A 13248-nucleotide genomic window follows, 5' to 3' on the forward strand; every position below is an offset into this window, starting at 1 on the left:
ATGATCTGCTCTTCCGTGAACCTTGATCGCTTCATTCTGTCCGTCCTTCGTTAGGGCGGACTCTAGCTATTCCTGGAGGAGTTTCAGGGGGTCACGTCAATCGTCATGTCCAGTCAGCTGTCGGTGGTGGTTAGTTACATGACGGTTAGGAGTCCGCTAAGGGTCGATTTCGGCCTTAACGTCAGGTGCCGGAAGCGGTCCTAGCCGATCGTGCCCGACAGCAGACACGGCGAACGACGACTAGGGGTGGAAAGCAGACATCGGTTCAGTCAGTCGCTATAAATCCACGATGGAATTTGCAGCCAGAGTGGTCGCCGAGTGAAAGCGAAACAGGTTTTGACGATCGCAGCAGCTCTATCATCGGCTTCTGGCATCGCTTGGGCGAGCGATTGGAGGCTTGTGGAAGTCAGCAGCACCAAAGCGACCGCAGTAGAAATGTCCACCGTGGTTCACTCCGATGGCAGAGCGACCGCTTGGACGGCGATGATGCTTCCTTTGACTGTTTCGGGAATGGACTACGCCTTGTCGCTAGCTGAGTATGATTGCGAAGCCCGCACGACAAAGCCGCTTTCCGTCGTTTGGTATGATGGCGGCGGCCAGTTGGTGACGCGGTCCGACTTGGCTGGTCCCGCAGTAGCCTCCGGCGATAAACCGACAGAGAGCTTGATCTTGAAAGCCGTATGCACCAACGAGTTTGTCAAAGACGGCGACATTAGCTGGGCCACAGCGCTGAGCTTGTTCCGAATGTATCGCAACATTCCTGCCACGTGACTCAACATCCGAAGCGCTCTTGAATGCTCGGGTGTCTCGCCCGAATCTCTTTACATATTTCAGCGATGCCCCGTTTACCGGCCGTGTCCCCCGTTGGTCGGCGAATTGACGCGGTAGGTGCGAGCCGGCCAAAGTCGTCGTAAGTAAGGACCTCGCCCGGATTGCTCACGATCTGGTCACGGCCTCGACTTTAGCGAACTTCCCATCGAGCAAAGGCGTAGTAGCTATCGCCCGCTTGGGGGAAACTGCCACCGCGTACCTGCGCAGTCGCTCTGAGCTGAACGCGTGTTGCCCATGCGCCGAACGAAGACCCCGGCTGCGACTCGTCGACAAGACCGCACGCCGTCGTCACGCCACCTTCACCGAGGTCGCATTTCAACAGCGCCCACCCCTTGCCCGTTCCCTCGATGGGCATCGTAGCCATCAGGTTTCGTGGCACTCGCCCCAGGAGCTCAGCAGGGCACCAAAGCCGAGATCCAGTCGCTGGATCACGCTCGGATAAATCACAAACGCCGGGTTCAGGCCGCGCTGGGGCAGGTGGTGGCGATTGACTGAGAGCGAAAAACATCAAGGCGATGATCATCAGCCGTCCTAGATTTAATTCGCAAACGTCCGCAATGGGTCGGTTTGCGACCATGGCTTCCGACCAGAATGCAGACATTCAGCTCAAGCTGCCCAGCCGACCATGGCGGAATAGTTCTCAGCTTCGTCCAGGGCGGCGCGCCATCTTTCCTCTTCCAGACTTGCTGTGAAGCTGGCGTCGACCTGAGGCGGCGCCATCCTGGCGGACGTGTCGGCCTTTTTCTACATCACGGATTACAAGACTGCCGGTCGCCGGCTGTCGGGCGCCGTCAGCCTGCGCCGACGGTCGCATAAGCGCGTCTGGCTCCGGGTCGATTAAAGCCGCCTTCTGACAAGGCCCTGCCATCGCTCAGCTGTCGGACAGCGAAAAACACACAAATGTTCAAAGTGGCGCACCCGAAGAGATTCGAACTCCTGACCCCCAGATTCGTAGTCTGGTGCTCTATCCAGCTGAGCTACGGGTGCGCACCGCCTTGCGGGCAGGGCCGGGTATCTAGCGGGTCGCTTCCGGGCTGGCAAGTCGGTTTTCTAAGAAAAACTTGAGAAAATGCAGGGTTGGCCTGAGGGGGCGTGGGGCCTAGGCATAAGGCGCCCTGCAACGTGCTGGAGAAATTGCGTGCGCGCCTTGCCATTTTTCACCTTCCGTCCTGCCCGCAGAATGTCGGCGTTGATCGCCGGGACGGCGGCTGCGGCCCTGTTGCTGGGCGGGTGCGCCACGTCTGCGCTGGACGCTGGCGTCGCGCCGGGAGCGCAGGCGCAGGCGCAGGCAAGCCAGACCATCGCGCGCGGGCCGTTCGTGTCGGCGGCCAATCCCCTGGCGGTCGAGGCGGGGATGAAGGTGCTGGCGCGCGGCGGGTCGGCCGTGGATGCGGCCGTGGCCGTGCAGGCGGTGCTGGGTCTGGCCGAGCCGCAGTCGTCGGGCCTGGGCGGCGGCGCCTTCATGATGTTCTATGATGGGCAGAGCGGGGCCGTGACCGTCTATGACGGGCGCGAGACGGCGCCGGCGGCCGCCACGCCTGAACTCTTCTATGAGAACGGCCAGCCGCTGGCCTTTGTCGATGCGGTGTTGAGCGGGCGCTCGACCGGGGCGCCGGGCGTGGTGCCCATGCTGGCCCTGGCGCAGAAGCAGCACGGAGCCCTGGCCTGGTCGGAGCTGTTCGGCGACGCCGAGAAACTGGCGCAGGACGGCTTTGTCGTCAGCGAGCGGCTGGCGGGCATGATCAACAGCGACGCGCCTCAGGCGAAGACCCGCTGGGCGAGCGAGTATTTCACCAAGCCGGACGGGACGCGCTATCAGGCGGGTGATGTCCTGCGCAATCCCGCCTATGCCGAGACGGTGCGCCGGATCGCGCGGGACGGCGCCGCGGCCTTGCAACAGGGGCCGCTGGCCGAGGCTATTGTGGCGGCGGTGCAGGCGGGACCGCGTCCCGGCGCCCTGACCACGGCCGACGTCGCCGGCTATCGCCCTCTGGTGCGCGAGGCCGTGTGCGGTCCCTATAAGATCTACACCATCTGCGTGCCGCCGCCGCCGTCCAGCGGGGCCTCCATCCTGGAGTTGCTGGCGATGGCTGAGCGGACGCCGGATATCGACAAGGGCCCTGACAGCCCCGAGGCCTGGGCCGCCTTTGGCCAGCTGCAGCGGCTGATGTACGCGGACCGCGACCGCTATTTCGGCGATCCGGCCTTCGTCAGCGTGCCGGTGGCGGGTCTGCTGGCCCCGGCCTATGTGGCGGAGCGGGCGGCGCTGGCGCCGGCCTTGCGGGGCGCGGCGCCCTACGGCGTGCCGGCGGGGGCGCCGAACGTCGGCGCGGACGCCACGCGCGAACCGGCGGGGACGTCGCACCTGGTCGTGGTGGACGCGCAAGGCAACGCCGTCAGCATGACCACCACGGTCGAGAGCCTGTTCGGCTCGGGCCGGATGGCGGGCGGCTTCTTCCTGAACAATCAGCTGACCGATTTCTCGATGGTTCCGACGGCGTCGGACGGCACGCCTGCGGCTAACGCCGTGGCGGCGAACAAGCGGCCGCGCTCGTCGATGTCGCCGGCCCTGATCCTGGATCGCGAGGGGCGGCTGGTGGGCCTACTGGGCTCGCCGGGCGGTTCGTCGATCCTGGCCTATAACGCCAAGGCCCTGATCGGCGCCCTGGCCTGGGGCCTGCCGCTGCAGCAGGCGTTCGACCTGCCGAACCTGGTGGCCAAGGGCGACGGCTTCGGCGCCGACACCGAGGGCTTCCCAGAGGCGGTGCGCGAAGGGATGGCGGCGCGCGGCGTGGAGTTGAGGCCCAACACGACCGAGACCTCGGGTCTGCATGGCGGGCTGTGGCGGGACGGCCGCTGGGACGGAGCGGCCGACAGCCGCCGCGAGGGCGTGGCGCGGACGCAGTAGGAGGAGGAGGAGCCTAGCGCGGCGGGCGGATCGTCAATTGGAAGGCCACCAAGCCTTCCGACACGTCGGTGTTGATGCCCTGATAGCCGCGCAGGCCCTTGGCTTCGATTTCGCGGTAGACCACGCCGAAGGAGCTCTGGATGGCGCCCCGGCGATAGGCCACGCCGATCGAGGCGTCGCCGAGATAGGTGCCGGCGTCCTGGGTCACGCCTGAACCGGCGAATTCGCCGTCGCGCGTGCGGGCGAAGTTGTAGCCGACCGCCCGCTTGGAGCCTGCGGCGTAGAGATACCAGCGCGGGCGGTCGCCGAACGCTTCGTCGCCGTTGGGGGCCAGCCGGTCCAGATTCTCGCCGATGCGCAGGGTGGCCCCGGCCTCGGCCGACGGGCCGTCGCTGCCGACGCCGAAGCCCGCGTGCGGCGTCAGGGACACTTCCAGCCCCGAGGCGGTGCGGCCGCTGGCCGCGGTCCAGCCGCGCGTGTAGGTGACGTCATAGCTCTCGCCCGAGAAGGCGACGGGGTCCAGGGCGCGGGGCGGCGCGGGCGAGCCGTCGGCGTGGCGCAGCTCGCCGGTGGTCGTGATCCGCAGACGGTCGGTGAAGCCGTCGCCCGCGAACCAGGCCTCTTGCCGCAGTTGGCCGGCGTCAGCGCTGAAACGAGAGGCGGTGTTGATCTGGACCGGGGCGCCGAAGGCCGCCTCAGGCTCAGCCGAGAAGGGCAGGCGGCTGTCGGCCAGGGCGGCGGCGTCCTCGAACCGGACCGCCTCGCCGCCGCGCGCGACGATGGGGCCGTCGGCTTCCATCTGCGGCAGGGCGGAAACGGGCATGGAGACGACTGTCGCCGCCCCGATCGTCAGTCCTGCCCATGCCATGCGCCGCATCAACGGTCCCTCCCGACCCGTTAACGGTTCCACTGTGCACGAACGCCGGGGAACCGCAACGGACTCTTTTGCGCCTTAATCCTAGTCAAACGAACGAAGCCGCCCGGAGAGGGTTCCCCCGGGCGGCTGAAAGGCGATGGCGATGATGGCTAAGGCTTGCCTTACTGGCAGGCCAGACACTCGTCGTAGTCGATGCGGGTGACGGAGAAGAGGTCCGGCTGGTTGGGATCGATCTCGGCTTCGACCTTGTCCTCGGCGCCGGCGAAGGCGGCGCGCTGCACCGACTTGGAGCGCAGATAATAGAGCGACTTCAGGCCCCGCTCCCACGCCGACCAGTGCAGCATGTGGAGGTCCCACTTGTTGACGTCGCCGGGGATGAACAGGTTCAGCGACTGCGCCTGGCAGATGTCGCCGGTGCGGTCGGCGGCCAGTTCGATGACCCAGCGCTGGTCCAGTTCGAAGGCGGTCTTGAACACGGCCTTCTCTTCGTCGTTGAGGGCGTCCAGGTGCTGGACCGAGCCTTCGTGCTCAAGGATCGACGACCAGACGGCCTCGGTGTCGATGCCCTTCTCGCCCAGCAGCTTCTGCAGATAGGGGTTCTTGACCGCGAAGGAGCCCGACAGGGTCTTGTGGGTGTAGATGTTGGCCGGGATCGGCTCGATGCCCGCCGAGGTCCCGCCGCAGATGATCGAGATCGAGGCGGTCGGGGCGATGGCCAGCTTGTGCGAGAAGCGCTCCATGACGCCGCGCTCGGCGGCGTCGAGGCAGGGGCCCTTCTCCTCGGCCAGGGTGCGGCTGGCCTTGTCGGCCTCGCGGCGCAGGTGCTTGAACAGACGCATGTTCCAGCTCTTGGCCATGGCCGATTCAAAGGCCACGCCCTGCGCCTGCAGGAAGGAGTGGAAGCCCATCAGGCCCAGGCCCACCGAACGCTCGCGCTGGGCCGAATAGACGGCGGCGGCCATCGACGACGGGGCGCGGGTGATGAAGTCCTCGAGCACATTGTCGAGGAAGCGCATGATGTCCTCGATGAAGCGGGGCTCTTCGCGCCACTCCAGGAAGGTCTCGGCGTTGACCGACGACAGACAGCACACGGCGGTGCGCTCGACGCCCTTATGGTCCAGGCCCGTGTGCAGCATGATTTCCGAGCACAGGTTGGACTGCTTGACCGACAGGCCCAGGTCCTTCTGGTGCTGCGGCATCTGCCGGTTCACCGTGTCCGAGAAGATCAGATAGGGCTCGCCCGTCTGCATCCGGATTTCCAGGATCTTGGTCCACAGGTTGCGGGCGTCGACGGTTTTGCGCACCTCGCCGGTCTTGGGCGAGATCAGGTCGAAGCTCTTGCCGTCCCGCACCGCTTCCATGAAGGCGTCGGTGATGTTGATGCCGTGGTGCAGGTTCAGCGAGCGCCGGTTGAAGTCGCCCGAGGGTTTACGGATCTCGAGGAACTCTTCGATCTCCGGGTGGTGCACGTCCAGATAGACGGCGGCCGAGCCGCGACGCAGGGACCCTTGCGAAATCGCCAGGGTCAGCGAATCCATCACGCGGATGAAGGGGATGATGCCCGAGGTCTGGCCCGCGCCCTTGACCTTCTCGCCGATGGAGCGGACGCCGCCCCAATAGGTGCCGATGCCGCCGCCGTTGGAGGCCAGGGAGACGTTCTCGTTCCAGACGTTCTGGATGCCGTCCAGGCTGTCGTTGACCGCGTTCAGGAAGCAGGAGATCGGCAGGCCGCGATCGGCTCCGCCGTTCGACAGGACGGGCGTCGCCGGCATGAACCACAGCTTGGACATATAGTCATAGACGCGCTGGGCGTGCTCGGCGTCGTCGGCATAGGCCGTGGCGACGCGGGCGAACATGTCCTGGTAGCTTTCGCCCGCCAGCAGGTAGCGGTCTTCCAGCGTTTTCTTGCCGAAATCGGTCAGCAGGGCGTCGCGCGAGCGGTCCAGCTTCAAGCCGCCCACCACCTTCAGGTCCGGCTTCAGCTCGATCGGAGCCGGGGAAACCTGAGAGAATTCCGTTGTCTGCAACGCTTCGCCGCCAGCCATCTCGCTATCCCGCTCTTGCTTGGAAACCACTAGATGTAGTGGGTACCCTGTCCGGAAGTGACTAAATCGGCATTAACGTCGCAGGCCAAGTGATTTTTTTTTGGCGAACCTAGGTGACACGCACAGGCAGGAATTTCGTCCAGTGATTCGTCAGCGCCGCGCGGGCATTTGCTGCCTGCTGGGGGTGTTTATCCAAAGGTTGTGGAAATCTATCAGGCAGGGAACGTCCCTCCAGCTTCGCCGTTAGCGCCCCATGGCTCCGCATCCCACCGCCTTTCTGACCCGCGCCCTGCGTGTCGCGCGCACTGAAATCGCCGCTGTGGCCGCCATGCTGGTCGTCGCCCTGGGGGTGCTGACCTTCATCGAGGTGGCCGACGACATGCGCGAGGCGGACGGCCAGGCCTTCGATCAGGCGGTGCTGGCGGCGGTCCGGCCCTTCGCCGACGATCCCGGCCGCCCCTGGGGGCCGTGGTGGCTGCACGAGGCGGCGGCGGACCTGACGTCATTGGGCGGCATATCGGTTTTGACGCTGTTCGCGATCATCGCCATCGGCTTCCTGCTGATCATGAAGAAGCGGCTGTCGGCGCTGATGCTGGTGGTCGGCCTGGCGGGCGGGGTGGCCTTGAGCGAGGGGCTGAAAGCGCTGTTCGAGCGCGAGCGGCCGCCGCAGATCTATCAGGCGGTCGATACGCTGAACGCCAGCTTCCCCTCCGGTCACGCCCTGCTGTCGACGGTCTTCTATCTGACGCTGGGCGTCATGCTGACGCGGGCCTTTCCGCGCCGGAGGCTGAAGGCCTATGTGCTGGGCTGTGCGGTGGTGATCGCCCTTCTGATCGGGCTGACGCGCATCTATCTGGGCGCGCACTGGGCCTCGGACGTGTTTGCGGGCTGGAGCGTGGGCGCCGCCTGGTCGATGGCGCTGTGGCTGTTCGCCTATGCCGCCGAGCGCCGCCAGCGCCTGCACGACGCGCCGCTTCAGGACGCGCCCTGATCGCCCGCCCTTAGACCAAGGTCTAGCGCCGCGACGGCGCGCAGCTGACGGATAAAGACGGACGACGTTTCAGGAGTTGCCCATGACCGATTTCGCCGCCCTCTACGCCGAACGGCTGACAACGCCCGAGGCGGCGGCCGCCCTGATACCGTCGGGCGCCAAGGTCGCCATGGCCCTGGGCGTCGGCCAGCCGCCGGCCCTGCTGAAGGCGCTGGCCGAGCGGGCCGAGGCGCGGCAGGTCGGCGACATCAACCTCTACTACCTGCTGTCCACCGCCATCGCGGGCGAGACGGTGATGCGCTACGAACTGACCGACCGCATCCGCCCGCACAGCCTGTTCCACGGCGCCATCGAACGGAAGCTGGAGGCGCGCGCGATCGAGGAGGGCCGCCGCGCCGTCTGGTTCGTGCCGACCGGCTTTCAGCAGGCGCCTCGGTTGCTGACGCAGGAGATCGGCGTCGACACCCTGCTGGCGACCGTCTCGCCGATGGACGCCGAAGGGTATTTCAGTTTCGGGACCAATACCGACTACGCCCTGGCCGTGTCGCAGAGCGCGCAGCGGGTGATCCTGGAGGTCAATCCGCAAATGCCGCGCGTGTTCGGCGACTGCCGCGTCCACATTTCTCAGGTCGCGGCCCTGGTCGAACATGCCGCGCCCCTGCTGGAGGCGGGCAAGGCGCCGCAGCAGCCGCAGGATCGCGCCATCGGCGCCCTGATCGCGGGGCTGGTCGAGGATGGGGCGACGTTGCAGATGGGCATCGGCGCCCTGCCGGACGCTGTGTGCGCGGCCCTGCACGACCATCTCGATCTGGGCGTCCACACCGAGATGCTGACGCCCGGTCTGGTCGAGCTGATGAAGGCGGGCGTGGTCACCAATGCGCGCAAGACCCTGCATCCGGGCAAGACTGTCTTCACCTTCTCCATGGGCGACCGTTCGACCTATGAGTTCCTGCACGAGAACCCGGCTGTCGAAGCCTATCCGGTCGACTATGTGAACGACCCGGCCGTCATCGCCCGCAACGATCGGATGGTGTCGGTCAACGCCACCCTTCAGATCGACCTGTTCGGCGCCTGCTGCTCGGAATATCTGAACGGGCGGCAGTATACGGCGGCGGGCGGGCAACTGGATTTCGTGCGCGGCGCGACGGCGTCAAAGGGCGGCAAGTCGATCATCGCCTGCCATTCGACGGCGGCGAAGGGGACCGCCTCGCGCATCGTGGCGCGGCTGGACGGTCCGGCGACGACGCCCCGCAACGACATCCACTACGTCGTCACCGAGCATGGGGCCGTCAATCTGAAGGGGCTGACCGACGACGCCCGCGCCCGCGCCCTGATCGGCCTGGCCGCGCCGGAGTTCCGCGAAGGGCTGGAGCGCGAGGCCAGGGCGATGGGCCTGCTCTAGGTTTAACAAACCGTCCCCATCTTCCTCCCCAGTTTCCTGCCATTCAAACACCACATCTAGCGGTCGTGCGAAAAGTGATCGCTAGATGTGCGCATCATCCCTTGTTCGGACGCGCCGGGGGACGCATGGTGCGGGCGCCCTCTCCTGGATTCGCGACAGGTCTTTTTCGATGAACGCCCCCGCTATCATTCGTCCCGACATGCCCGGCCTGCTGACCCCTTCGGCCGCCTATAAGCCCTTCCGCTATCCGTGGGCCTTCGACATGTGGAAGAAGCAGCAGCAGGTCCACTGGATGCCCGAGGAAGTCCCGATGGGCGAGGACGTCAAGGACTGGGCCGCCAATCTGAACGACGGCGAGCGCAACCTGCTGACCCAGATCTTCCGCTTCTTCACCCAGGCGGACATCGAGGTGCAGGACAACTACATGGAGCGCTACGGCCGGGTGTTCAAACCGACCGAAGTGAAGATGATGCTGGCCGCCTTCGCCAATATGGAGACCATCCATATCGCGGCCTACGCCCTTCTGCTCGAGACCATCGGCATGCCGGACAGCGAGTTCGGCGCCTTCATGGAATACGAGGCCATGAAGGACAAGCACGACTACATGGGCCAGTTCGGGGTCGACAGCGACGCCGACATCTGCCGCACCCTGGCCATGTTCGGGGGCTTCTCGGAAGGCCTTCAGCTGTTCGCCAGCTTCGCCATGCTGATGAACTTCCCGCGCCAGTCCAAGATGAAGGGCATGGGCCAGATCGTGTCCTGGTCGGTGCGCGACGAGAGCCTGCACTGCGAAGGCATCATCAAGCTGTACCACGCCTTCAACAAGGAGACGGGCGCCGTCACCAAGGCCGTGGCCGACGACATCGTGGACTGCTGCAAGACGGTGATCCAGATGGAGGACAAGTTCATCGACCTGGCCTTCGAAATGGGCCCGGTGAACGGCATGACGCCCGACGACATCAAGGCCTACATCCGCTTCATCGCCGACTGGCGCCTGCGCCAGCTGAACCTGCCCGAGGTTTACGGCGTGACCGAGAACCCGCTGCCGTGGCTGCAGTCGCTGCTCAGCGGCGTGGAGCACGCCAACTTCTTCGAGGCGCGCGCCACCGAATACTCCAAGGCGGCGACGCAAGGGTCGTGGCACGGCGCCGACGGCGTCTGGGACAGCTTCGACAATATGATGAAGCGCCGCACGCACAGCGCTGAGGCCTGATCCAGCCCGCGTTGGCTAAGTAAAAAGGGCGCCGCTGACGCAAGGTCGGCGGCGCCTTTTTTTGTTGCGGAGGGCCTAGTTCGGCCCCTGACGCCCGGCGTTGCAGCGGGCGCGGTCGCCGCGTTCGCAGGCGGCGACGGTGGCGCGCCAGTCGGCCATCTCTCGGTCATAGCGGGCCTGGGCTTCCCCGGCGGCGCGCAGATCGGCCTCGTGGCGTTCACGGGCGGCGCGGGCGTCGGCCTCCGTCTGATTAAGCTCGGCCTGCCAGCGCCGCTGGGCCTCGGCCTGTGCGGCCTGATTGGCGCGGTCCTCATTCTCGGCCAGGTCGTTCTGGGCGACGATTTCGGCGTTCAGGGCCTGGGTCTGACGCAGTTCGTCGGGGTCCTGCTTGGAATCAGGCGCGCGGCGGTAGCGCTCGCCCTTGGTCAGCATTTCGGCGACGGGGTCGCGTGACTGGGCTTGAGCTGAGCTCTGGGCTTGAGCTGAGCTTTGGGCTTGAGGCGGGTCGGCGCGGGGCGTCGTGGTCTGGGCGCCGGCGGGCGCAGCCAGGGCTGCCAGCCCCAGGGTCAAGGCCAAGGTCTGGGACAGAACCGGCGCGGCGCTTCGCGGGGCGGAAAAGCGAATCATCGAAAATCTCCTTCGGACGCGGCGACGGAACGCGGCAAGCTTGGCGTTTCCGAGGCTTCAGGGGAACAACGCTTTACGGGCAGGTTTGGCTGCCGGTCACATCGGCAGGCGCAGTTCGAACCGCGCGCCCCACGGCCCGGTGTCGACCAGCGTCAGCGAGCCGCCGTGGTTCGCCGCCAGTTCGCGCGAAATGGTCAGGCCCAGCCCCGTGCCGTCCGCCTTGCTGCCGCTGACGAAGGGCTCGAACAGGCGCTCGGCCAGGCGCGGCGGGATGCCGGGTCCGTCATCGGCGATGAGGATGGCGGCCTCAGCCCCTTCGGTCGCGGCGCTCACAGTGATGGCGCCCTTGCCCCCGTTCTCTGGATTCGCCTCGATGGCCTGACGGGCGTTGCGCATCAGATTGACCAGGATGCGGTGAAGTTGGTCCGGGTCGGCGTTGACGGTGAAGCGGGCGGGCAGGTCGCGCACCAGTTTCACTCGGTCCGGCTCCAGCCCGGCGTCCTCGGCGGCGGCGGCCACGGCGCGGGCCAGCAACATCTTCTGACGCTGGGGCTCGGGCTCTTCGGTCTTGCCATAGGCCAGAACGTTGCGCGCCAGAGTCGAAGCGCGCCCCAGCGCCCGCTCCAGCCGGGGCAGGGCGATCGCCACCAGCGGGTCGGACGAGGTCGACAGCCGCTCAGACGCCATCTGGGCCGAGGTCAGCATGTTGCGCAGGTCGTGATTGATCTTGGCCACCGCCTCGCCCAGCGCCGCCAGGCGGGCGCGCGAGCGCAGCGACTGGCGCACCTCCTCCTGCATCCGGGCCAGTTCGCGCTCGACCCGGCCGATCTCGTCGCGACGGCTGGACGGCGGTTCGGCCGGGCTTTCGGGATCGGCGGCGAAGCGTTCGATCGAGCGCGTGACGCGGCCCAGCGGCTGCAGCACCAGATAGGACAGGGCGGCGTACAGCAGACCGCCCGCCACCGCCGCGATCAGCAGGGCCACGGCCAGGTTGTTGCGCAGGAAGGTCGCCAGCTCCTTCTTGAGCGGCTGGGCCGGGGCCAGGATCTCGATCAGGTCGCCCGAGCGATAACGCGGCGCCGCCTGCACCCGCAGCGAGCGGTCGGGGTGGCCGAACAGGGTCTTCCACGGGTCCAGCAGCCGCGCCCCGATATTGCGCTGGCGCAGGTCGATCAGCTCGGGCGCGCGCGGCAGGTTGGGGGCCTGCAGCAGCAGGCGGCGCACGCCCTGCTCGCCGACCACGACCGACTGCACTCCGCCGATGCTGAGCAGTTGCTCCGCCGTCGTGTCCTCGACAGCCGAATAGGGCAGGGCCTCGACTCCGACCGAGGCCAGTTCCGCCGCCTGCAGCCGGTCCATCAGCCACCGCTCCTGGAAGGAGGCGGCGCTGGGCACGATGATCAGGCCGACGACCGACAGGGTGAAGACGACCGTCAGCACCAGCAGCCGCACCGACAGGCCGTCCGGCGACGGCAGGGCGAACCGGCGGCGCGGCTCGGGCCGTTCCGTCACCGGCGTGACCTCGGGCGCATGGGACTGCATCTCGCCCGCCGTCATGACGCCTCCGTGCGGCGGCGGCCGCGCAGCGTCTGGCCCAGCCTGAGCAGCAGGGGCAGCAGCATCGACAGGAAGGCCACGCCCATCAGGGGCCAGAAGAACTCGGCGAACAGGCTGCGGATGTCGGGGGTAGGATTGGTGATCAGCACCTCATGCAGGCTGTCGCCGATCCAGCAATAGATGATGTGGGCGGGCAGCAGGCCGACGAAGGTGGCGATGACGTAGGGGCGCAGGGGGGCCGCCATCACGCCCGCCGCCACATTGATCATGTGAAACGGCACGGTGACGACCAGACGGGCGATCAGCACATACCAGAAGGTGTCCTTGTCGACCCCCGCGCAGACTTTGTTGAGCAGGCCCGTATCGGCGGCGGCGCGGCGGCGCAGGGAATCGCCCAGAGCCGTGCGTCCGACATAATAGACGGCCAGGGCGCCGACGGTGGCGGCGAAGGCGGTGGCCACGCCCCCGACCCATGGCCCGAACAGATAGCCCGCCGTCACGGTGATGAAGACCACACCCGGCACCACGCTGGCCGTCAGCAGGGCGAAGATCAGCATCAGGGCGCCCAGGGCCAGCAGATAATGTCCGGCGACCAGGGCCTCCAGCGTTGCGCCATGCTCGCGCAGCGTGTCCAGCGACAGATAGCGATTCCAGCCCATGCCGAAGATCAGGGCGGCGGCGGCCAACAGCACGGCCAGGGGCAGAAATCTTTTGACCCGGTCCAAACCGCGCTCCATCCTCTTTCTTCTGCATCCCTAGCGGATTTCCAGCCGTCGTGCGCGTCTGTCGAGCGCACG

General features: G+C 66.7%; 10 protein-coding genes and 1 tRNA gene. 5 read left to right on the forward strand and 6 right to left on the reverse strand.

The features are described 5' to 3' along the window. The first annotated feature begins 318 nt into the window (after window positions 1-318). Window positions 319-771 carry a surface-adhesin E family protein gene (locus tag ACLBV5_RS09265; protein ID WP_155800718.1) on the forward strand — a complete coding sequence of 151 codons (453 nt, stop codon included), beginning with the start codon at window positions 319-321 and terminating at the stop codon, window positions 769-771. A gap of 970 nt (window positions 772-1741) precedes the next feature. On the opposite strand, the gene ACLBV5_RS09270 is transcribed toward ACLBV5_RS09265, so the two are convergent. Continuing rightward, window positions 1742-1818: transfer RNA gene (locus tag ACLBV5_RS09270), tRNA-Arg, on the reverse strand. A gap of 193 nt (window positions 1819-2011) precedes the next feature. Between ACLBV5_RS09270 and ACLBV5_RS09275 the strand changes: the two genes are divergently transcribed. Then, a complete protein-coding gene (locus ACLBV5_RS09275; RefSeq protein ID WP_447605484.1) occupies window positions 2012-3739 on the forward strand; it encodes a gamma-glutamyltransferase family protein in 1728 nt (575 codons plus the stop codon). Between the two features lie 13 nt (window positions 3740-3752). Here ACLBV5_RS09275 and ACLBV5_RS09280 read toward each other — a convergent pair whose 3' ends face one another. Both ACLBV5_RS09280 and ACLBV5_RS09285 read right to left on the reverse strand, forming a co-directional pair. Continuing rightward, window positions 3753-4616 carry a lipid A-modifier LpxR family protein gene (locus ACLBV5_RS09280; protein WP_025976628.1) on the reverse strand — a complete coding sequence of 288 codons (864 nt, stop codon included), beginning with the start codon at window positions 4614-4616 and terminating at the stop codon, window positions 3753-3755. A 161-nt stretch (window positions 4617-4777) separates the two neighbouring features. Next, entirely contained in the window at window positions 4778-6661 is a 1884-nt protein-coding gene (locus ACLBV5_RS09285; RefSeq protein ID WP_303705063.1) for a ribonucleoside-diphosphate reductase subunit alpha, read from the reverse strand. A 253-nt stretch (window positions 6662-6914) separates the two neighbouring features. On the opposite strand from ACLBV5_RS09285, the gene ACLBV5_RS09290 reads away from it, so the two are divergent. The 3 genes from ACLBV5_RS09290 to ACLBV5_RS09300 all read left to right on the forward strand — a co-directional run bounded on the left by ACLBV5_RS09290 (window position 6915) and on the right by ACLBV5_RS09300 (window position 10267). Next, on the forward strand, window positions 6915-7652 hold the full coding sequence (locus ACLBV5_RS09290; RefSeq protein ID WP_447605485.1) for a phosphatase PAP2 family protein: 738 nt from the start codon (window positions 6915-6917) through the stop codon (window positions 7650-7652). An 82-nt stretch (window positions 7653-7734) separates the two neighbouring features. Continuing rightward, on the forward strand, window positions 7735-9054 hold the full coding sequence (locus ACLBV5_RS09295; RefSeq protein ID WP_447605486.1) for an acetyl-CoA hydrolase/transferase family protein: 1320 nt from the start codon (window positions 7735-7737) through the stop codon (window positions 9052-9054). Between the two features lie 169 nt (window positions 9055-9223). Continuing rightward, window positions 9224-10267, forward strand: a complete 1044-nt coding sequence (locus ACLBV5_RS09300) for a ribonucleotide-diphosphate reductase subunit beta (RefSeq protein ID WP_025976624.1) — start codon at window positions 9224-9226, stop codon at window positions 10265-10267. A gap of 75 nt (window positions 10268-10342) precedes the next feature. On the opposite strand, the gene ACLBV5_RS09305 is transcribed toward ACLBV5_RS09300, so the two are convergent. The 3 genes from ACLBV5_RS09305 to ACLBV5_RS09315 form a co-directional block, all read right to left on the reverse strand. After that, the gene (locus tag ACLBV5_RS09305; RefSeq protein WP_447605487.1) at window positions 10343-10894 is read right to left on the reverse strand and encodes a cell wall hydrolase; all 552 of its coding nucleotides are present in this window, start codon (window positions 10892-10894) and stop codon (window positions 10343-10345) included. 96 nt (window positions 10895-10990) lie between these two features. Beyond that, complete coding sequence (locus ACLBV5_RS09310) at window positions 10991-12451, reverse strand: sensor histidine kinase (RefSeq protein WP_447605488.1); 1461 nt, start codon at window positions 12449-12451, stop codon at window positions 10991-10993. Then, window positions 12448-13176 (reverse strand): TVP38/TMEM64 family protein, encoded by a 729-nt coding sequence (locus ACLBV5_RS09315; RefSeq protein WP_447605489.1) that lies wholly within the window; start codon window positions 13174-13176, stop codon window positions 12448-12450. Before ACLBV5_RS09315 ends, ACLBV5_RS09310 begins: the two co-directional genes overlap by 4 nt. Window positions 13177-13248 lie beyond the last annotated feature (72 nt).

The organism is Brevundimonas sp. M1A4_2e, from assembly GCF_053345555.1.